Raw genomic sequence first — 19754 nt, 5'->3', positions numbered from 1 at the left:
GGGCGCTGTGTCTTCTGCGGGTCGGGATACGTGATCCCGACCCGCAGAAGACGTGGGGTGGTCAGGCGCCGACCGGGGTGAAGCGGACCGGGAGTGACTGGGGGCCTCGGGTGAAGACGCCCTGCTCGACCGGGTCGAAGCCGTCGGCCAGGCGCAGGTCCGGCATGGCGTCGAGCAGTTGGTTCACGCCGATCTCGACCTCCGCCTTGGCGAGCAGCGCGCCGACACAGAAGTGCCGGCCCAGCGCGAACGCGAGGTGGTCGGCCGCCGCCGAGAACGCGGAGGTCGTGGTGAGGTCGTCCCGGAATATGTCGAACCGGTCGGGGTCGCCGTAGCGGCCCTCGTCCCGGTTGGCGGCTCCGATGAGGCAGGTCACCGTGGCCCCCTTGGGGATGGTGCCGCCGGAGACCTCGACGTCGGTGGCCGACTGCCGCATGATCATGTGGACCGGCGGGGTGTAGCGCAGCGTCTCCGCGAAGGCCGCGGGGATCAGGCTCCGGTCCTCGTAGACCGCCGCCAACTGCTCCGGGTTCATCAGGAGGTTGGCGAGAATGCTGGCGATCGCCTTGTCGGTGGTCTCCCCGCCGGCGGCGAGCAGCAGGCTGCAGAACGCCTTGATGTCCTCGTCGCTCATCCGGACACCGTCGACCTCGGCGGCACAGAGCGTCGACAGCAGGTCGTCACCCAGGTTGTCGCGCCGGTCGCGGATGATCGGGATCATGTACTCGGCGAATTCCCGGCGGGTGCGCTCACCGGCGGCGGTCACCTCGGCGTCACCGGAGAGGTTGCCGAGGAAGGCGATGACGGCCGTGTACCAGCCGTGGAAGCGGGCGTGGTCGGCCTTGTCCAGGCCCAGCATGTCCGCGATGACGTTGACCGGGAACCGGGTCGCGTAGTCGCTGACGATGTCGGCCGAACCGGTCTCCCGGAAGGCGTCGATCAGTGCGAGCGAGTTGCGCTCGATGACCGGCAGGAACTTCTCCTGGAGGTCGCTGCCGCGGAACGCGGGGGCGACGAGGGCCCGCCGCACCGCGTGCTCACGGCCGCTGAGCTGGAGGATCGTCTTGCCGTGGACCGGCTCCAGCTGCCAGTCGTAGTTGTCGGTCGTGAACTCGGACTTCTTGTCCTTGAAGACACGTTCGACGTCGTCGTAACGGGAAAGGATGTAGCTCTGGGTGGCCTCGTGCCAGATCAGGGGATTTTTCTCCCGCATCGCCGCGTACGCGGGGTAGGGATCCGCGGCGAACTCGGGAGAGAGGATGTCGGGCGCCTGCTGGGCAGTGGACACGGAACTCCTCGTGTTGGATGCGTGCCGTCGAGGAACAGGTTAATGATCTTTCGATGGCTCAAACAGTCCAGTCCTGGCCGAAGTTGAACGCCTGACCTTTCCGTCCCGTGGGCGCCTCCCGCTCGCCCGTTCCGGCGCTTTCGCTCCCATATCAGGTGCCTTTTGAGCAGTTATGCCGGAATCCGATGATCGCGCCGACGCCGGGAGACCGGCGGTCCACCGCATGGCGGACCGCCGCTCCCTCAGCCGTCGAACACTTTCGGCCACGACTTATTCGACACGTGTCAGCGCGGCCCGAGGTCGTACCCCGGCAGGACCACGTCCCGGATCAGGGCGCTTCGCTCGTCGAAGGGGATGAACGCGCTCTTGAGCGCGTTGACCGTGACCGTGCGGAGGTCGTCGAGGGTCCAGCCCGCCTCGTCGACGAGCAGGGACATCTCGCGGGTCATGGTGGTGCCGGAGACGAGGCGGTTGTCGGTGTTGAGGGTGACGCGGAAGCCCAGGTCGCGCAGCCGGGTGATCGGGTGGTCGGCGATCGAGGTGGCCGCACCGGTCTGCAGGTTGGAGGTCGGGCACATCTCCAGGGCGATCCGCCGGTCGCGTATCCACTCGGCGACCCGGCCGAGCTTGCCGTCCACGATGTCGTCGGTGATCCGCACGCCGTGCCCGATGCGCTGGGCGCCGCAGACCTGGAGCGCCTGGTGGATGCTGGGCAGGCCGTGCGCCTCACCGGCGTGGATGGTGAACGGGACGTTCTCGACGCGCAGGTGCGCGAACGCGTCGAGGTGGTCGGCGGGCGGGAAGCCGTCCTCGGCGCCCGCGATGTCGAAGCCGACGACACCCGCGTCCCGGAACGCCACGGCCAGGTCCGCGATCTCGCGGCTGCGGTCGAACATCCGCATCCCGCACAGCAGCGTGCCGACCCGGACGGGCGTACCGGCGGCCGTCGCCTTCGCCATACCCGCGGCCAGGCCCTCCTGCACGGTCTCGACGACCTCGGGGAGCGTGAGCCCGCCGTTCAGCAGCAGTTCGGGGGCGTAGCGGACCTCTCCGTAGACGACTCCGTCCGCGGCGAGGTCGAGCACGTACTCCTCGGCGGTGCGCAGCAGTCCCTCACGGGTCTGCATGACGGCCAGGGTGTGCTCGAAGGTGGCGATGTAGCGGACCAGGTCGCCGGAGTTGGCCGCCTCGTAGTACCAGGCGGCGAGCGCGTCCGGGTCGGTGGTGGGGAGGGTGTGGCCGACCGCGACGGCGAGTTCGACGAGCGTCGCGGGGCGCAGGCCGCCGTCGAGGTGGTCGTGCAGGACGGCCTTGGGGAGCCTGCGGATGGTGTCGGCGTCGAGAGGGAGGTCGGTGCTGGAGTCGGTGCGGGGCGCGGTCATGCGGTGTTCCTCGGCAGGTCGCTGTGATGGGGGTCCGGTGGGGATGGCGCTGGGCTACTGGGGGGTGCTGTCGGCGGCGGGGGCGGCCGGCTGCAGCAGGTCCCACCTGTTCCCGTACAGGTCCTGGAAGACGGCGACCGAGCCGTACGGCTCGTGTCGCGGTTCCTCCAGGAAGGTCACGCCCGCGGCGGTCATCCGGGCGTGGTCGCGGGCGAAGTCGTCGGTGTGCAGGAAGAAGCCGACCCGGCCGCCGGTCTGGTCGCCGACCCGGCCGCGCTGGGCCTCGTCCTTGGCGCGGGCCAGCAGGAGCCCGGTGCCCTGGTCCCCGGTGCCGGGTTCCACGACGACCCAGCGGGACCCGTCGGGCCGTGGGGTGTCCTCGGCGAGCCGGAAGCCGAGGGCGTCGGTGTAGAAGCGGATCGCCTCGTCGTAGTCGTCGACGACGAGGGTGACCAGGGCAACGCGTCGCATCGGGGCCTCTCCAGGGTTGGCGGCGGCAAGGGCGCAGCGGCGGAGGTGCGGCGGCGGGTGCGGCCGCAGGGGTTATACGTAACACGCGAGGATACGCCATCGTCGGGGGGTCGCCTGCCCGCGTGGCACCCGCCTCCTGCATGCTGGGGGAAGGATCAAGTGACAGGAGTGACACACCATGTCCGAGAAGCCCAGGTCGACCGGGGCACCCGCCCATCAGAACGTCACCTTCCCGAGCGGCGGCGCCACCGCGCACGGTTACCTGGCCCTGCCCCCGTCCGGCCGGGGGCCCGGCGTCATCGTCATCCAGGAGTGGTGGGGGCTGACCGACCACATCGCGGACGTCACCGAGCGCCTGGCGAAGGAGGGCTTCGTGGCGCTGGCGCCGGATCTCTACGGCGGCAACGTCGCCCACGAGAGCGGCGAGGCGTACCGCATGATGCAGGAGCTTCCCGTGGCCCGCGGAGTCGAGCTGCTGTCAGGCGCCGTCGACCATCTGCTGGCCATGCCGGAGGTCACCTCCGAGACCGTCGGCTCGGTCGGCTTCTGCATGGGCGGCGGTTTCGTCCTCTACCAGGCGGCCACCGACCCGCGCGTGCGCGCGGCCGTCCCGTTCTACGGGGTCATCCAGGGCGAGGCTCCCGACTTCTCCGGCCTCAAGGCCCAGATCCTCGGCCACTACGGCGAGCGGGACTCCGCCATCCCCGTCGACTCCCTCGCCCCGCTCGGCGAGACCATCCGCGAGCAGTCCGGCATCACCCCGGACTTCCGCGTCTACCCGGCCGACCACGCCTTCTTCAACGACGGCCGCCCGGAGGTCCACGACCCCGAGGCGTCGGAGCGGGCCTGGCGGAGCACGGTCGAGTTCCTGCACGCGCAGCTCGGCTGACCGCGCGCCACGCCCCGTCGAGCGGTTCGTACGTCGCTGCCCCCGGTTCCGCCGGGGGCAGCCGTGCGCGTCGGTACGGGAAGGTCAGTACGTGTACGTGTTCAGGGTCGCCACCGCCGAGGCCGGTGAGCCCAGGTCGTAGCGGTCCACCGCGAGGAAGTTGGGCTTCTTGCGGGCGGCGGGCTGGCAGAAGCGCTGGGCCCGGTCGGTGAGTTTGGTGTTGTCGGTGGTCGCGGTCGAGGCGATCGCCGTGTCCCGGAAGTGGTTCATCACGAAGAGCGGGCGGAAGGGCGGCGCAGTCGCCGTGAGGGGGACGTTGGTGTTCGCGTCGTACCAGCGGCTGTAGCAGGACCAGTCGGAGCTGCCGAGGCCCGAGCCCATGGACCAGTAGTTCTCCACGGTCCACTCGCGCTGGTACATGACGCCGAAGCTGTCCCGGGTGAGCCCGGCCGACTGGTCGGCGGAGCGGCTGTGGTCGGTGAACAGGAGCAGCCGGTCGTTGGCGGCGATCAGGTCCGCCACCTTGGGCCAGCCGTTGACGCGTACGCCGCTCCGGTCCGGGCGGTAGAGGACGTCGGACAGGCCGTTCACACGGGCCAGTTCGGCGCGCAGGACGCCCGGGTCGACGTAGTCCTCCAGGAACACGGTGACGATCTCACCGGGGTTCTGCCGGAGGAAGTCGACCATGCGCTGGAGGTCCACGTTCAGGGCCACCGGCCTGCTGACGAGGGTGCAGCTGTTGTGGCAGAGGATCGCGCCGTCCGGGGTCTGGTGGATGTCCAGCATGAACCCGCGTACGCCGTCGGCGAGTTGCTGGTTGATGCCCCGGCTCTGGTTCGGGACGAGGTTGACGAAGGGCGGCGCGAATCCGCCGTCGACGCCGTTCGCGTAGGCGTTGTGGGAGGTGAGGAAGGTGACCTGGTCCAGGGTGCGCCGGTCCGCGGACGGCATCGGGGAGGCCGGGGACGTCACCGGGGTCAGGTACCAGGCGGCGGGGTCGCCCGCCGCGCCCACCACGAGCTGCGCGGGATAGTTGGCGCCGGAGGCCTTGGCCCCGACGGTCAGGTACTGGTCGGCGCCTGGCACCTTGAGCCGGTACCGGTCGGTGCCCGTCGACGTGATCTCCCACGAGGCGTCCGCGCCCGCGCAGGCCACGGTCCTCGCCTGGCCCCCGGAGCGGCCCAGGCAGCTGCCCGCGGTGTCGGTGCTCTCCAGGACGTACGAGGTGCCGGTGGCCCGGAGCGTCCACTGCTGACGGTCCTCGTTGCCCTTGGGGTTGCGCTGGACGACCGCTCCCCCGCTGTCGGCGGCGTTCAGGCCGGTGACCGCGCTCTGTACGTAGAACACGCCCGAGGTCGGCACGTCCGCGGCGTGGGAGGGAGCGGCCAGGGCGGTGGCCAGTGCCGCTCCGGCGGCGGTGAGGGCGAGCAGGGGGCGGTGTCTCCGCATGGCGGTGAGGTCCCTTCGGCAGCGCGGCGGCGCCTGGTCGGCGGCCGGAAAAGTGGGGGGTCTGCGCGGGACACTCAATCGGCTTGGTATGTACCGGTCAATAGCGCGGCGTTTCACGGGGCGCATGCCGGGCACCGCGTTACTCCTACGGGGAAAGAAATGATCACTGCGCCGGGAGGCCGAACATGAGCGACGACAACATGGCCGACGACGTCTACCAGCCCACGGGGACCAATGAGGAGCAGGCGGACGCCGCCCCGCTGGACCTCCAGGACGCGGTGGACGAACGTACGTACGACGATGTGCTCGATGAGGGCTATTCGCCGCCCGAGAAGCCGCTGGGTGTGAACAAGACCGGCGTCACGGCGGCCGAGCAGCACGAGGGCGAGTCACTCGACGAGCGGCTGCGCCAGGAGGTCCCCGACGAGGAGACCCCGGCCGGCGACAGCGTCGGTGACCTGCCCTACGGGGAGGGCGAGACGGCCGACCCGGAGGTCGGCGACGAGCGCGCGGGCCGGCTGGTGGCGCCGGACGAGGGCGCGCACGAGGACATGACCAAGGAGGCCGTCGCCTCGGACATCGGTATCGACGGCGGAGCAGCGGGCGCCGAGGAGGCGGCGGTCCACCTCATCCCCGAGGAGGAGGAGCTGCCGCCGACACCTCTGCGACGGGACTGACGGACCGGCCCGGTCCGACGGTCGGTGCGGGAAGGCGCCGGTCAGTGCTGGAAGGCGCCGGCCCGCACATGCTTCATGACAGCGCTCGCCACCCGGTACCGGCCGTTGGGCAGGTCCGCCGACCGGGTGACGTGCACCGTCAGCGGGCCGGCCCATTCGTAGCCCATCCGCTCGCCGTGGCGCAGCAGGCTGTCGGTGAGCACCTGGTCGATGCGGCCGCCGTTGCGCTCCAGCTCCTCGTGGGCGAACTCGGCCAGCTCGACGTCGTAGGCGTTGGGGACGACGGTCCGGCTCTCACTGCACACCACGATGTGGTCGTCGCACTCCTTGTGCAGGGCCTCGATCAGTTCGACCGGTTCCTTGTGCCGGAAGTGCGCGAGGAGTGACCCTCCGAAGCGTTCCATGGCTCGTTCCAGACCAGTGAGTGTGCTCACGCCTCAACTTCTCCTCGATCGTGTCGTGACTGTTCCGTGTCGTGGTGTGCCGTGTCGTGCTGTGCCGTGTCCTGGTGTGGTCGTGGTGCTCCCTCTCCTCCTTCTGGTGCCCGGGCAGTGGAGAACGACGCGTCCCCGGAGAGGTCCGGGGACGCGTCGTCGCCCGTGGGCCGCCTAGAGCAGGTCCCGCGGCACCGTCTCGTTCCAGGTGCGGGAGAAGACCCGGCGCTCGCCCTCGTAGCCGTCCAGCGTGGCGTCGACGAAGAAGTCCGTCTCGTCGCAGGTCAGCCGCGTGTGCGTCTCCACGCGGACATCCCAGTCGTCGCGCCTGAAGCGCATGGTCCAGGTGGACTCGCCGGTCGCCGAGGTGAAGTCGTCGGCGACGGACGTGTAGCGCTCGTAGGCGCGACGGCCGACGTCGAGCCCGATCTCGTCGAAGTGGACGAGGCCCTGGTCCTTCACGATCTCCAGCTCGGCGCGGTAGTCGACCATGTCGCGCTTCACCTCCCAGCGCGCGTCCGGGGCGGTCACCCGGGTGACGGACAGCGGGGGTGTCCCCTCGGGCTCCTCGAAGGGGTTCGCCGGCACCCCGTCGGGCTCGTCCGTCGGGCGGACGGGGAGCGTGAGGGTGCTGGAGCCCTCGTACACGCTCAGCAGCGCCGGCTCGGGGGGCGGCCAGGCGAGCGGCCAGTACGACGTGGACAGGGAGAGGCGGACCCGGTGGCCGGGCGGGAACGCCTGCGCAACTCCGTTGAGCTGGACGGTCGCGCGGTAGCGCGTACCCGGCTCCAGGGCTTCGGGGTGCTCGGTGCTCTCCCGCCGGGTGATGTTGAGCAGACCGTAGGTGACACGGGTCGCGGCGCCGTCGGGGCTCACGTCGGATAGGCGCGCGGCCACCATCGCGACCGGCCGGTCGGCCGCGAGGTCCAGTTCCACGGTCGGTGAGCCGAGGATCTCCAGCCGTTCGGCCAGCGGCTCGGTCTCGAAGACGAGGGAGCCGCCGTCCTCCTCGCGCTGGTCGTACGGCAGGTCCGGGGGCGCGTTGTAGGAGGCCCACTTGCCCGCGAACTGCCCGACGGACAGCGGGGAACGCACCGTCATCCCTTCGCCACCGGTGTCAGCACCGGCATCGGTATCGGCATCGGTATCGAGCGGAGTACCGATGCGGTGCCGGGTCAGCGGGTACCTGACGGGACTGATCTGCGGAGAGGGCCAGGTGGGCTCGGCGACCCAGCGGCCCGGGCGCTCCTCGTACGAGGTGGACGGGGGCACGCTGTCCTGCATCCAGGTGCGCAGCATGGGGCCGTCCATCACGCCGTTGTCGACGCCCTTGAGCCAGTGGTCCCACCAGCGCACCACTTCCTGGAGGTAGCCGATGGCGGGCCCGGGCTCCCCGAGGTGGGGGAACTTGTGCGACCACGGGCCGATCAGTCCCTTGCGGGGCACGTCCAGGTTGCCGAGCAGCCGGGTCACGGCGTTGGAGTAGCCGTCGGCCCAGCCGCTGGAGGCGAGGACCGGGCACCGCACGGCCTGGTAGTCCTCGGCGACCGAGGCGTGCCGCCAGTAGTCGTCCCGGCGCTGGTGGCGCAGCCAGGGAAGGACCCAGGGGCCGGTGTTCTCCAGGCGTTCGTGCCACATCTCGCGCCAGCGGTCGCCGACCACGGCGGGGTCGGGCGGGCAGGTGGCGTAGGCGAACATGGTGCCGGCCTCGGCGAGGTTGTCCGACAGCATGGCGCCGCCCATGTAGTGCATGTCGTCCGCGTGCCGGTCGTCCGTGAAGGACGCGATGACGACGGCGCGCAGGCTCGGCGGCTGCCGTGCGGCCACCTGGAGGGCGGCGAAGGCACCCCAGGACAGGCCCATCATGCCGGTGTTGCCGTCGCACCAGGGCTGCTCGGCGAGCCAGGCGAGGACCGCTTCGGCGTCGGCCTGTTCCTGTTCCAGGTACTCGTCCCTCAGCACCCCCTCCGAGTCGCCGGTGCCGCGCAGGTCGACGCGCACGCACGCGTATCCGTGACCGGCGATGTAGGGGTGGTGCATGGAGTCGCGCACCGAGGTGAGATCGCGTTTGCGGTAGGGGATGTACTCCAGCACCGCGGGCACGGGCTCGTTGTCGGAGGAGGTGGGGCGCCAGACACGGGCCGACAGCTGGACGCCGTCGGACATCGGGATACGGACGTCCTCCTCTTCCTTCGTCGCGTACGGCAGATTGCTCACGTAGCGCATGAGGCGGACTTGCTCCTTGCTCGGCGGTCGTCAGGCGTGCGGCTGTTCCTTGGGGCTCTCGTCGAAGGAGAGTCCCAGGGCGGCCACGCAGTGGTCGTACTTCGTCCTCAGCTCCTCCTCGCTGTTCCCGCCGGTGAATATGTGCGCCAGCTCGTAGCTGTAGGAGTCCTGCTGGGACAGGTCGGAGAGGACCTGCCCCTCCTCGGTGGTGACGTCCACGCGGACGCCGTCGGACTCGCGCTCGATACGGGCGAGGTCGTCGGCCGAGGGCACATCGCGCACGACCCCGTCGGTGAACCAGCGGTAGTACCACTTCGCGGCCATCGCGTACGGGCCCTTGCGCTGCGGCATGGCCGGGTCGTCGCCCAGGGCGAGGCCGAGCATGGCGTGGTGGTTGGGCACGCCGTCGACGTACTCGAACAGTTCGGCGTGGGACTGGGAGTGCCGCGGGTTGATCTCCAGCAGGCTGATCTCCTGGGTCTTCGGGTCGAAGAAGTACTCCACGCTGAAGGTGGCCGACTCGAAGCCGATCCGGCGCATGACGCGCTCGGTGACGTCGTGCAGCTGGGCGATCACCGGCGGCGGCAGCGTCGAGGGGTACTGGTGCCGCTGGAAGCTGGACGTGTCGGGGTAGTTGATGGAGTCCAGCACGCCGTAGACGGTGACCTCGCCCTCGTGGACGTACCCCTCGACGGCGACCTGGAGGCCCGTCATCGCCTCCTCGGCGAGGCAGACCTGGGCGCCGACGCCCTCCATCTCTGGCGGCAGCTCGATCCGGCCGAGGATGTCCTCGAAGGGCCGGCCGACCCGGGAGATCCCCTCGCGGATCTGCCGGACGGCGTCCCGGAACTCGTCCATGTCCTTGACGCCGAAGGCGAGTTCGGAGGAGTACGAGAGCGCGGGCTTGACCCACATCGGGAACCGGACGTTCTCAGGCGGCCGCGGGTCGTCGGTGTCCAGGTCGACCCGGCCGAACCGCGGGTGCCGGTCGGTGACCTTCTGCTGCTCCAGCCGGCTCCAGTACTTGTGCTCGCACTTGACGATCGACTCCAGGCTGGTGCTGCGGGTCCCGTAGTGCTCGGCGAGGATCGGCACGAGGGTGCTGACGGGGAAGTCCCAGTAGCCGACGATCGCGTCGATACTGCCGTCGAAGGCGTCCAGTACGGCCCGGGCCTTGTCGATCAGTTCGGGGACGGAGACCTCGCCGCCCTGCAGTTCCTCGATCGTCAGCAGCCGGTGGTACCGCAGTGACCTGGCTGCCGCGGCCGCTTCGAGGGTGGGCAGGTTGGCGTCGTCGAGACCTATCACGAAGACGTTCTGCACATCGTTCTTCACATCGGACACGTTCTTTTCGGGCACAGGCGACCTTCCCGTTCTGCGTGGATCTGGCGGAAGACCGTGGGGTACCCCTGAGCGGCGGGGCGAATCTTCGCCACCGGCCCGAAGTGTTCGCAGGTGTGATGTCGCGCCGCCGGGACACCCGTATCCGCATGTTCATGAAGAGGCGATCGACAGCATTGCCCATGTCCCCGCGCGAACGGGAGCAGACGTGATCCTTCTTGTAGTGGCCGTTCTCCTGCTGGCCGTCCTGATCGGCTCGGCCGCCTATCTCCCCCTGCCCGTGACCCTCGTGGCCGGTGCGGCCATCGCCGTGTGGCTGGCCGTGTTCGCGGTGCGCGAGCGGCGCAGGCACGGCAGCGGCAGCCGGACCCGGAGGGCGTGACGTGATGCGACTGACGGAGTCCCGGCGACGGGAGAGCGGCGAGCAGGGAACCGGCGGGCGGCCGACCGGCAGGCGGGACACCGAGGGGATGGCCGTGGCCTCCTTCGTGCTCGGCCTGGTCGGACTTCTCGTCCTCAACTTCTTCCTCGGCCCCATCGCGATCGTCCTGGCCGTCATGGCCCTGCGACGCGGCACACCCCGCCGCTTCAGGGCACTGCTCGGGCTGTGGCTCGGCATCGCGGACATCGTGGTGCTGTGCGTCCTGATGGCGGTGAACGGCACCACGTCGTGGGGCATGTTCGGCTGACCCCGCACGGCACACGTGAGCGCTGTTCCCCGGCCGGCGATTCGGCCGGGGAACAGCGCTCACGTGGTGTGTCAGCAGTACAGGTTGTTGCCCGCGGTCGTGCCGAGGATCCCCACGAACCGCTGGTAGCTGTCCACCCGGCTCTGCACCTGGGCCGGGTTCTTGCCGTCGCACTCCAGCGAACCGTTGATGGAACGGATGGTCTGGCCGAAGCCCGCGCCGTTGACCATCGCGTTGTGGCCGGTCATGGAGCCGGGGCCGGACTGCGTGTTCCAGTACCAGAGGCCGGTCTTCCAGGCCACCGCCGAGTCGTTCTGCACGAGCCAGGGGTTGTTCAGGAGGTCGATGCCGAGCGCGTCGCCCGCGGCCTTGTAGTTGAAGTTCCAGCTGAGCTGGATGGGACCGCGGCCGTAGTACGCCGCCTGGCCGGCCGGGCAGCCGTAGGGCTGGCCCCAGTCGCAGTAGTGCGGGTAGTTGGCGGTGTTCTGCTCGACGATGTGGACCAGGCCGCCGGTCTCGTGGTTGACGTTGGCGAGGAAGGCCGCGGCCTCCTGCTTCTTCACCGTGTCGCTGCCGGTGTTCGCGAAGGCCGGGTAGGCGCTCATCGCGGCCTTCAGCCCGCTGTAGCTGTAGAAGGAGTTCCGGTTCGGGAACATCTGGTTGAACTGGGCCTCGCTGACGACGAACCCGGAGGGGTTGGTGGGTCCGTTGTCACAGGCGTACGGCTCCCAGTACCAGGTGCTGATGGTGGGGTCGTAGCCCGGGTTGTCGTGCTCGGCTATGTAGGCCTTGCCGTCGGTGTACCGGACGATGTTCCCGGTCACGTAGGACTTGCCGGCCACCCAGCTCGGGTAGCTCGAACAGGCCGCGGCGGACGCGCCCGAGGCCGGCAACAGCACCGGTGCGGCGGTTCCGAGGACGATCGCGGCCACGAACGCGGAGATACGGCGCCTGGACACAGGGTCAACTCCTTCACGGAGCACGGCCGCGCACCGTACGGGGGCAGCGCGGGGCGGACCTTGTACGCACGTGCCGGGGAGACCGGCCGCGGCGTACGGGGCGGCCGTGGTGGGGGGTAGTGAGGCACACTCCACCACCTTGGTCTGGACCAGTCAAGGGTGTAGACCAGTCAACCCGCCCCGCTGCCGCGCCACTTCGGATCGGCGGGCCCGGCCCCGTCGGCCGCTTCAGCTCAGCGGCTTCTCCAGGACCGCCTTGCGGTGGCTGAACGTCTCGATCGAGTAGCGGCCGTGGTAGTTGCCCATGCCGCTCTCCCCCACGCCGCCGAACGGCAGGTCGGAGACGGTGAGATGGGCGAGCGGCAGACCGAGGCCCAGGCCCCCGGAGGAGGTCTCGGCGGCGAGCCGCTGCCGGGTGGTGTCCGACTCGGTGAAGGCGTAGAGGGCGAGGGGCTTGTCGCGGTCGTTGATGAAGTCGATGGCCTCGTCGAGACCGGGGACGGTCACGATCGGCAGGACCGGGCCGAAGATCTCCTCGCGCATGACGGGCGCGTCGGGCTCGACGTCGGCGAGGACGGTCGGCGCGATGTACTTCGTGGCACGGTCGGTGGCGCCGCCGACGACGACCCGGCCGGAGTCGAGCAGGCCGCTGAGCCGGTCGAAGTGCCGCTCGTTGATGATCCGCCCGTACTCGGCGGAGGTGGACGCGTCGGCCCCGTACAGCTTCTCGACGGCCTCGGTCAGTACGGGCTCCAGGGCGCGGGCGGTCTCCGGGTCGGTCAGGACGTAGTCGGGCGCGACACAGGTCTGTCCGGCGTTGAGGAACTTGCCGCGGGCCAGGCGCTCGGCGACGACGGTGAGGTCGGCGCCCCGGTCGACGAAGGCCGGGGACTTGCCGCCGAGTTCGAGGGTGACCGGGGTGAGGTGCTTCGCGGCGGCGGTCATCACGATGCGGCCGACCGTGCCGTTGCCGGTGTAGAAGATGTGGTCGAAGCGCTCGGCGAGCAGGGCCGTGGTCTCGGGGATGCCGCCCTCGACGACGGCGACGGCCTCGGTGTCCAGGTACCGGGGCAGCAGCCGGGCCAGTGCGGCGGAGGTGGCGGGGGCCAGTTCGCTGGGCTTGACGACCACCGCGTTGCCCGCGGCGAGCGCGCCGAGCATCGGGGCCAGCAGGAGCTGCGCCGGGTAGTTCCAGGGGGCGATGACCAGGACGACGCCCAGTGCGTCGTAGCGCGTCCAGCCGGTCGCGTCGGCGCCGAGGTGCGCGGGGACGGGGGCGGGCTCGGGGCGCAGCCACTCGTCAAGGTGTTCGAGGGTGTGGTCGATCTCGCGCACGACGAAGTCGATCTCGGTACGGAAGGCCTCGGTGGAGCTCTTGCCCAGGTCGGTGTGGAGGGCGGCGGCGAGTGCCGTGCCGTCCGTGGTGAGCATCTCGCGCAGGCGGCTCAGCTGGCCGGCGCGCCACTCGACGGGCTGGGTGCGGCCGGAGCGGAAGGTGGCGCGCAGCCGGGCCACGACGTCGGCGGGCTGCTCGGGGGTGGGCTGGTTCACGGTGCCTCGCTGGTCGGGGCGGGTGCGTGACCCGCGCTCGGTGGGTCGAGCGACAAGCTCGATGTATATGCCAACCATTTATACGGCATCGTGAATTCCCCACAGGCCGGACACACCGCCTGTGATCGTCGGGTCACACCGAGGACTCGGGGACTGCCGCCGCCCCGTCGAGCGCGTCCGCGAGCCGGTGGAGCAGACCGCGCAGCAGTTCCTCGTCGTCGTCACCCAGGGCGGGCCACCGCGTGCGCACCTCGCGGTCGACGCGCCGCCAGTACGTCTCGCCGCGCGGGGTGAGGTGGGCGAGGATGCGCCGCCGGTCGAGGGGGTCCACCCGTCGGTGGACCAGGTTCTGGTCGACGAGGTGGTCGACCAGCTTGGTGAGGGTCGCGGGCGGCAGGAAGGCCGCCTCCGCGACCGCCGTCATGGGATGGCCCTCGCCGTCGGAGAGCAGGGAGAGCACCCGCCAGGCGTCGAGCGAGCAGCCGTGTTCCTCCAGGGCGGCCTGGAGCCGGCGCGCCGCCAGCCGCTCGGCCCGCGTCAGAAGGTGCACGAGGTCATGGGACCGGCGCGGAGGTGGGGTCGGCATCCTGCTCCTCGCTCCCGAGAATCAGCGCTCCAGGGGATCGGCACATCGTACAAGTCCCGTTTTCATCACGGACCTCGCCCGTGCGGCGCGCGGCACCGACCGCACCCCGAGACGGACTGGAGTTCACCGGACGTTCCCGGAATCATGCCCTCATGGTCCGGCCCGACCCGCCTCCGCTCGACCCGCCTTCGTTCAGCCCTCCTTCATTCGACTCTCCTTTCGCCCCTCCTTCGTTCGACCCGCTTCCGCTCGACTGGTTCACGGCTGACGACTCGGTCGTGAGCGTGGCGCTGGTCTTCCCCCTCCAGGGCGCCGCCGGAATCTTCGGACCCACCTGCGAGTTGTGCGCGCGGCTCGCCGCGGAACAGGTCAACCGCTCCGGCGGGGTGCTCGGCAAGGAACTGCGGCTGCTGCCGGTCGACGGCGGCGCCGAACCGCGGCGCGTCGCCGAGAACGTCGAGGCGCTGGTGAGTCTCGGCATCGTGCAGGGCGTCACCGGCTGGCACATCTCCTCCGTACGCCAGGCACTCGCGCCGCGGATCGCCCATCGGGTGCCCTATGTGTATACGGCGCTGTACGAAGGCGGGGAGCGCACGGCGGGCGTGTTCCTCACGAGCGAGACACCGGACGCCCAACTCCGGCCCGCCATGGGCTTGTTGGCCCGCGAGCACCGGGTGCGCCGCTGGTTCGTCGTGGGCAACGACTATGTGTGGCCGCGCCGTACGGCCAGGGCCGCGCACCGCTACGCACGCGCGTCGGGCGGCGAGGTCTGCGCGGAGGCGTATCTGCCGCTCGGCACCCATGACTTCGACGCGGTGCTGCGGCGCGTCGAGCGGTCGGAGGCGGACGGGGTGCTGATGCTGCTCGTGGGCAGCGACGCCGTGCGCTTCAACCGGGCGTTCGCCGCGGCGGGGCTCGACGGACGATGTCTGCGCCTGAGCACCCTGATGGACGAGAACATGCTGATGGCGAGCGGCCCGGCGGCCACCGCCGGCCTCTACAGCACGGCCGGGTTCTTCGCCTCCCTCGCCAACCAGGACACGCTGGACTTCCACGGCCAGTACGCCGGACGGTACGGCGTTCAGGCACCGGTGCTCGGCAGTCTCGGTGAATCGTGTTACGAGGGCGTGCTGTTGCTCGCCGCGCTCATCGACCGGGCCAGGACCCTGGACGTCACCGCGATCGGCGCCGCCGCGGACACCGTCTCCTACGAGGGGCCCCGCGGGCTGCTCCGGCTGCGCGGCGGGCATGTGCGCCAGCGGATCTACCTGGCGCGGGCGGACGGGGTGGACTTCGACGTGGTGGCCCAGCTGAATCTTCACGAGTCCCGGCCTTGACAGGTTCACGCTTGCGCGAAGATACTTCCCACAGGAAGTAATTAGAATGCCTCGGGCGAACTGTGAATTCATGTCTCGAATTCCGGCCGAGGTATTTTTTGTTGCCCGCCGAGAGCCCGATGAGAGCGGGAAGATACCGCCGGGAAAGTAATGCGAAACGCCGTGGAAACAGGCTGACTTGAGGCTGTGGACCGCACGCCAGGAGGAGGTTGTCCTCCCAGCCCGAGGGGGTCCATTTGTCCAGCCGTTCCAGTGCGTTCAGCGGTCTCAGTGCATTCAGCGGTCCCAGCGGCCTCAATGGTCCCAGCGGTTCCCGTTCGTCCCGGCGCCGGGTGCTGGCGGGTGCCGCGGCGCTCGCCACCGCCTTCGCGCTCACCGCGTGCGGCGCCAAGACCGACGCCGCGGGCGGCTCGTCCGACCAGGCCGCCAAGGCCGACACCAGCGGCGACACCGTCAAGGTCGGCCTGCTCAACTCGCTCTCCGGCACCATGGCGATCAGCGAGGTGACCGTACGCGACTCGCTGAGGCTGGCGATCGAGGAGATCAACGCCTCGGGCGGGGTGCTCGGCAAGCAGCTCAAGCCGGTCAGTGAGGACGGCGCCTCCGACTGGCCGACGTTCGCCGAGAAGGCGAGCAAGCTCATCAAGGAGGACCGGGTCGCGGCCACCTTCGGCTGCTGGACCTCCGCGAGCCGCAAAGCGGTGAAACCCGTCTTCGAGAAGAACAAGTCCCTGCTGTTCTATCCCGTGCAGTACGAGGGCCTCGAAGAATCCCCGTACATCTTCTACACGGGGGCGACCACCAATCAGCAGATCGTCCCGGCACTCGACTATCTGAAGAGCAAGGGTGAGAAGAGCATTTACCTCGTCGGCAGCGACTATGTCTTCCCGCGCACCGCCAACAAGATCATCAAGGCGTACGCGAAGGCCAACGGCATGAAGGTGCTCGGTGAGGACTACGCGCCGCTGGGCTCCACCGAGTTCAGCACGATCGCCAACAAGGTGAAGGCCTCGAAGGCCGACGCGGTCTTCAACACCCTCAACGGCGACTCGAACGTCGCCTTCTTCAAGGAGTACAAGTCGGCGGGACTGACCGCCGAGGGAATGCCGGTCGTCTCGGTGTCGATCGCCGAGGAAGAGGTCAAGTCGATCGGATCGCAGTACCTGGCAGGGCAGTTGACGGCCTGGAACTACTACCAGACGACCCCCGGCGCGGCGAACACCGCGTTCGTGAAGGCGTACAAGGCCAAGTACGGCAAGGACAAGCCGACCAGTGACCCGATGGAGGCCGCGTACACCTCGGTGTACCTCTGGAAGGCGATGGTCGAGAAGGCGAAGTCCTTCGACCCGGAGAAGGTCAAGGCCGCCTCGGACGGCATCACCTTCGACGCCCCCGAGGGCGAGGTCACCGTGGACGGCGCGAGCCAGCACATCTCCAAGACCGCCCGGATCGGGAAGATCGGCACCGACGGGCTGATCGAGCAGGTGTGGGACTCCGGCGAGGCGATCGAGCCGGACCCGTTCCTGAAGGGCTACGACTGGGCCTCCGGCCTCTCCTGACCGACCGCGCGTGGGGGCCTCACCCGCGAGGCCCCCACGTCCTGCCTCCTCGGAGCCGCCGTATGACCGTGATCCTCGGTCAGACCTTCACCGGCATCAGCATCGGTGCCGTCCTGCTGCTCATCGCGCTCGGCCTCTCGCTCACCTTCGGCCAGATGAACGTCATCAACATGGCCCACGGCGAGTTCATCATGGCCGGCGCCTACACCACGTACGTCCTCCAGAAGTCCATCTCCGGTGCGGGCGTCTCCCTGCTCGTGGCGCTGCCCGTCGCCTTCCTGGTGGCGGGTGCGCTCGGCGCGCTGCTGGAGTGGGTGCTCATCCGGCGCCTGTATCTGCGCCCGCTCGACACACTGCTCGTCACCTGGGGTGTGTCACTGATGCTCCAGCAGCTCGCCCGGGACATCTTCGGCGCGCCCAACGTACAGACCCGCGCGCCCGACTGGCTCACCGGGAACATCACCGTCATCGGCGGCGACGACCCGCTGACCTTCGCCAACAGCCGGCTGTTCATCCTCGCTCTCGCGGTCGCGGCCGTCGTCGCGCTGTCGCTGGCCCTGCGGCTGACGTCGCTCGGCCGCCGGATCCGCGGGGTCGTGCAGAACAGGGACCTGGCCGAGGTGTCCGGCATCTCCACCTCACGGGTGGACCGGACGACGTTCTTCCTGGGCTCCGGTCTCGCCGGGGTCGCGGGCGTCGCGCTGACGCTGGTCGGGCCGATCGGGCCGACGATGGGCACCAACATCATCATCGACGCGTTCCTGGTGATCGTGGTCGGCGGCATCGGCCAGCTCAAGGGCACGGTGATCGTCGCGTTCGCCCTCGGCGTCATGCAGTCCGTCCTGGAGTACTCCACCACGGTCAGCGTGGCGAAGGTACTCGTCCTCGTGGCCATCGTCGCCTTCCTCCAGTGGCGGCCCCAGGGGCTGTACACACTGCGTACGAGGAGTCTCGTATGACCCTGCCGACTCTGTTCAAAGACCCGTCCGCCCGCGCGTGGACGGGTGTCGGCGCGGCTGCCGTCGCCCTGTTCGCCGTCGCGCCGCTGGCGCTCTCCGACTTCCGCCTCGGGCTGCTCGCCAAGTACCTGTGCACCGCGATGGTGGCCGTCGGCATCTGTCTGGCCTGGGGACGCGGCGGCCTGCTCACGCTCGGCCAGGGTGTGTTCTTCGGGCTCGGCGGCTATGCCATGGCGATGCATCTGAAGATCGCGGACGCCGGTCCCGGCAACCTCCCCGACTTCATGCAGCTGTACGGCACCGCCACCGAACTCCCCTGGTGGTGGCGCCCGTTCGGCAATCCGCTGTTCGCGCTCGCGGCGACCGTGCTGCTGCCGATGGCCGTCGCGGCGATCCTCGGTTCGTTCATCTTCCGCCGCCGGGTCAAGGGCGCCTACTTCGCGATCCTCAGCCAGGCGCTCGCCGCGGCCTTCGCGATCTGGCTGATCGGCCAGCAGGCGACGACCGGCGGCACCAACGGACTCACCGACATCCAGGGCTTCTTCGGCTACGACCTCGACGACCCGGTCAACCAGCGGATGGTGTACTTCGTCATCGCCGCCGTGCTGCTGCTCCTGATCGTGCTGGTCCGGCAGCTGATGCACAGCCGGTACGGCGAACTCCTCGTCGCCGTACGGGACTCGGAGGAACGCGTGCGCTTCCTCGGGTACGACCCGGCGAACGTCAAACTCGTCGCGTACGTCGTGGCGGCGGGGACGGCCGGGCTCGCGGGGGCCCTGTTCGTGCCAGCCGTCGGCATCATCTCCCCGGCGATGATCGGCATCGTCCCGTCGATCGAGTTCGTCATCGGCGCCGCGGTCGGCGGCCGGGCGAGCCTCGCCGGGGCCGTGCTGGGCGCGATCGGGGTGGCCTGGGCGAAGACGGCCCTGTCGGAGGAGTTCCCGGCGGCCTGGACGTACTTCCAGGGGCTGCTGTTCATCGTGGCCCTGGCGTTCCTGCCGGGCGGCCTGGTGTCGCTGGCCGGGATCGTGCGGCGGCGCCGGGCCTCGCACGGGAGCGGCGACGCGGGCGGGAACATGGACGGAGGCAGGGACGGAGACGCCGGCGGGCGCGCGGACGGGGACACGGTCGGGAACGCCGGCGAGGAGAAGGCGCCTGCCGTTCCCCTGGGAGGAGCGGTATGAGCGAGCTTTCGGGTCTGGGGATACGTGGCCTGCGGGTGTCCTTCGACGGGTTCACCGCGGTCGACGGTGTGGACCTCGATGTGCGGCCGGGTGACCTGCGCTTTCTGATCGGGCCGAACGGCGCGGGCAAGACCACGCTCGTCGACGCCGTCACCGGGCTGGTGAAGGCGCAGGGCTCGGTCCGCTTCGGGGGCGAGGAACTGCTCGGGCGGAGCGTGCACCGGATCGCCCGGTCGGGCATCGGCCGGACGTTCCAGACCGCCACGGTCTTCGAGGAGTTGACGGTCCTGCAGAACCTGGACATCGCGGCCGGTGCCGGGCGCGGCATGCTGACGATGCTGCGGCGCCGCAAGGGCGTACCGGAACCCGTCGCCCGCGCCCTGGAGACGGTCGGGCTCGCGGACCTCGCCGACACTCTCGCCGGGACGCTCGCGCACGGCCAGAAGCAGTGGCTGGAGATCGGCATGCTGCTCGTGCAGGACGTACGGCTGCTGCTGCTCGACGAGCCGGTCGCCGGGATGAGCCATGACGAACGGCAGGCGACGGGCGAGCTGTTGGAGCACATCAGCGAGGAGCGGACCGTGGTCGTCATCGAGCACGACATGGACTTCATGCGGTCCTTCGCGCGCAGCGTCAGTGTGCTGCACGCGGGCAGGGTGCTGAGCGAGGGGACCGTGGCCGAGGTCCAGGCCGACCCCAGGGTGCAGGAGGTGTACCTGGGGCACGCGGCCGTCGGGGACACGACTCTTGGGGACACGGCTCTGGGAGACACG

General features: G+C 69.9%; 18 protein-coding genes and 1 pseudogene. 9 read left to right on the top strand and 10 right to left on the bottom strand.

What is annotated here, in order from left to right; all coding sequences use genetic code 11:
- Positions 1–61: 61 nt before the first annotated feature.
- From IE278_RS28095 to IE278_RS28085, 3 genes are all read right to left on the bottom strand, one after another.
- On the bottom strand, positions 62–1288 hold the full coding sequence (locus tag IE278_RS28095; protein ID WP_189776064.1) for a cytochrome P450: 1227 nt from the start codon (positions 1286–1288) through the stop codon (positions 62–64).
- 284 nt (positions 1289–1572) lie between these two features.
- On the bottom strand, positions 1573–2670 hold the full coding sequence (locus IE278_RS28090; protein ID WP_189776063.1) for an adenosine deaminase: 1098 nt from the start codon (positions 2668–2670) through the stop codon (positions 1573–1575).
- A 54-nt stretch (positions 2671–2724) separates the two neighbouring features.
- On the bottom strand, positions 2725–3141 hold the full coding sequence (locus tag IE278_RS28085) for a VOC family protein (RefSeq protein ID WP_189776062.1): 417 nt from the start codon (positions 3139–3141) through the stop codon (positions 2725–2727).
- Between the two features lie 178 nt (positions 3142–3319).
- Here IE278_RS28085 and IE278_RS28080 point away from each other — a divergent pair, with 178 nt between their 5' ends.
- Entirely contained in the window at positions 3320–4030 is a 711-nt protein-coding gene (locus tag IE278_RS28080) for a dienelactone hydrolase family protein (RefSeq protein ID WP_189776061.1), read from the top strand.
- Between the two features lie 84 nt (positions 4031–4114).
- On the opposite strand, the gene IE278_RS28075 is transcribed toward IE278_RS28080, so the two are convergent.
- Positions 4115–5479, bottom strand: coding sequence for a phosphoinositide-specific phospholipase C-related protein (locus tag IE278_RS28075; protein WP_189776060.1), 1365 nt, complete (start codon positions 5477–5479; stop codon positions 4115–4117).
- 185 nt (positions 5480–5664) lie between these two features.
- Between IE278_RS28075 and IE278_RS28070 the strand changes: the two genes are divergently transcribed.
- Positions 5665–6156, top strand: coding sequence for a DUF5709 domain-containing protein (locus IE278_RS28070; protein WP_189776059.1), 492 nt, complete (start codon positions 5665–5667; stop codon positions 6154–6156).
- A 41-nt stretch (positions 6157–6197) separates the two neighbouring features.
- Here IE278_RS28070 and IE278_RS28065 read toward each other — a convergent pair whose 3' ends face one another.
- The 3 genes from IE278_RS28065 to IE278_RS28055 all read right to left on the bottom strand — a co-directional run bounded on the left by IE278_RS28065 (position 6198) and on the right by IE278_RS28055 (position 10175).
- Positions 6198–6590 (bottom strand): DUF3662 domain-containing protein, encoded by a 393-nt coding sequence (locus tag IE278_RS28065; RefSeq protein ID WP_189776058.1) that lies wholly within the window; start codon positions 6588–6590, stop codon positions 6198–6200.
- Positions 6591–6764: 174 nt separating this feature from the next.
- Positions 6765–8816 (bottom strand): CocE/NonD family hydrolase, encoded by a 2052-nt coding sequence (locus tag IE278_RS28060; RefSeq protein ID WP_189776057.1) that lies wholly within the window; start codon positions 8814–8816, stop codon positions 6765–6767.
- Positions 8817–8846: 30 nt separating this feature from the next.
- Positions 8847–10175: an ATP-grasp domain-containing protein gene (locus tag IE278_RS28055; RefSeq protein ID WP_246570756.1), complete on the bottom strand. Its 1329-nt coding sequence runs from the start codon at positions 10173–10175 to the stop codon at positions 8847–8849.
- Between the two features lie 190 nt (positions 10176–10365).
- Here IE278_RS28055 and IE278_RS28050 point away from each other — a divergent pair, with 190 nt between their 5' ends.
- The gene (locus IE278_RS28050; protein ID WP_189776056.1) at positions 10366–10539 is read left to right on the top strand and encodes a hypothetical protein; all 174 of its coding nucleotides are present in this window, start codon (positions 10366–10368) and stop codon (positions 10537–10539) included.
- Between the two features lie 4 nt (positions 10540–10543).
- Entirely contained in the window at positions 10544–10846 is a 303-nt protein-coding gene (locus tag IE278_RS28045) for a DUF4190 domain-containing protein (RefSeq protein ID WP_189776081.1), read from the top strand.
- 71 nt (positions 10847–10917) lie between these two features.
- Here the strand turns inward: IE278_RS28045 and IE278_RS28040 are convergent, their stop codons facing one another.
- From IE278_RS28040 to IE278_RS28030, 3 genes are all read right to left on the bottom strand, one after another.
- Positions 10918–11805, bottom strand: a complete 888-nt coding sequence (locus IE278_RS28040; protein ID WP_107019030.1) for a glycoside hydrolase family 19 protein — start codon at positions 11803–11805, stop codon at positions 10918–10920.
- A gap of 228 nt (positions 11806–12033) precedes the next feature.
- On the bottom strand, positions 12034–13356 hold the full coding sequence (locus IE278_RS28035; RefSeq protein WP_189776055.1) for an aldehyde dehydrogenase family protein: 1323 nt from the start codon (positions 13354–13356) through the stop codon (positions 12034–12036).
- A gap of 133 nt (positions 13357–13489) precedes the next feature.
- Positions 13490–13942, bottom strand: coding sequence for a MarR family winged helix-turn-helix transcriptional regulator (locus tag IE278_RS28030; protein WP_189776054.1), 453 nt, complete (start codon positions 13940–13942; stop codon positions 13490–13492).
- 278 nt (positions 13943–14220) lie between these two features.
- Between IE278_RS28030 and IE278_RS28025 the strand changes: the two genes are divergently transcribed.
- From IE278_RS28025 to urtD, 5 genes and pseudogenes are all read left to right on the top strand, one after another.
- The gene (locus IE278_RS28025; RefSeq protein ID WP_246570755.1) at positions 14221–15279 is read left to right on the top strand and encodes a substrate-binding domain-containing protein; all 1059 of its coding nucleotides are present in this window, start codon (positions 14221–14223) and stop codon (positions 15277–15279) included.
- A gap of 332 nt (positions 15280–15611) precedes the next feature.
- A complete protein-coding gene (gene urtA, locus IE278_RS28020) occupies positions 15612–16838 on the top strand; it encodes an urea ABC transporter substrate-binding protein (protein ID WP_349294318.1) in 1227 nt (408 codons plus the stop codon).
- A gap of 62 nt (positions 16839–16900) precedes the next feature.
- Complete coding sequence (urtB, locus tag IE278_RS28015) at positions 16901–17797, top strand: urea ABC transporter permease subunit UrtB (RefSeq protein WP_189776052.1); 897 nt, start codon at positions 16901–16903, stop codon at positions 17795–17797.
- On the top strand, positions 17794–18981 hold the full coding sequence (gene urtC / locus IE278_RS28010) for an urea ABC transporter permease subunit UrtC (RefSeq protein ID WP_246570753.1): 1188 nt from the start codon (positions 17794–17796) through the stop codon (positions 18979–18981). Before urtB ends, urtC begins: the two co-directional genes overlap by 4 nt.
- A pseudogene (gene urtD, locus IE278_RS28005) lies at positions 18978–19721 on the top strand (urea ABC transporter ATP-binding protein UrtD); the annotation flags it as partial. The gene urtC and the pseudogene urtD, both read left to right, overlap by 4 nt.
- Positions 19722–19754: the final 33 nt, after the last annotated feature.

The organism is Streptomyces tauricus, from assembly GCF_014650955.1.
Classification (GTDB): domain Bacteria; phylum Actinomycetota; class Actinomycetes; order Streptomycetales; family Streptomycetaceae; genus Streptomyces; species Streptomyces tauricus.
The sequence above is the reverse complement of the archived record's forward strand: the minus strand, read 5'-3'. Positions and strand labels throughout refer to the sequence as shown.

Excerpts from the sequence above, each read along its gene's own strand:
- IE278_RS28090 (WP_189776063.1), bottom strand. The coding sequence starts at position 2,670 with ATGACCGCGCCCCGCACCGACTCCAGCACCGACCTCCCTCTCGACGCC.
- IE278_RS28085 (WP_189776062.1), bottom strand. The coding sequence starts at position 3,141 with ATGCGACGCGTTGCCCTGGTCACCCTCGTCGTCGACGACTACGACGAG.
- IE278_RS28080 (WP_189776061.1), top strand. The coding sequence starts at position 3,320 with ATGTCCGAGAAGCCCAGGTCGACCGGGGCACCCGCCCATCAGAACGTC.
- IE278_RS28075 (WP_189776060.1), bottom strand. The coding sequence starts at position 5,479 with ATGCGGAGACACCGCCCCCTGCTCGCCCTCACCGCCGCCGGAGCGGCA.
- IE278_RS28070 (WP_189776059.1), top strand. The coding sequence starts at position 5,665 with ATGAGCGACGACAACATGGCCGACGACGTCTACCAGCCCACGGGGACC.
- IE278_RS28060 (WP_189776057.1), bottom strand. The coding sequence starts at position 8,816 with ATGCGCTACGTGAGCAATCTGCCGTACGCGACGAAGGAAGAGGAGGAC.
- IE278_RS28045 (WP_189776081.1), top strand. The coding sequence starts at position 10,544 with ATGCGACTGACGGAGTCCCGGCGACGGGAGAGCGGCGAGCAGGGAACC.
- IE278_RS28030 (WP_189776054.1), bottom strand. The coding sequence starts at position 13,942 with ATGCCGACCCCACCTCCGCGCCGGTCCCATGACCTCGTGCACCTTCTG.
- urtB (WP_189776052.1), top strand. The coding sequence starts at position 16,901 with ATGACCGTGATCCTCGGTCAGACCTTCACCGGCATCAGCATCGGTGCC.
- urtC (WP_246570753.1), top strand. The coding sequence starts at position 17,794 with ATGACCCTGCCGACTCTGTTCAAAGACCCGTCCGCCCGCGCGTGGACG.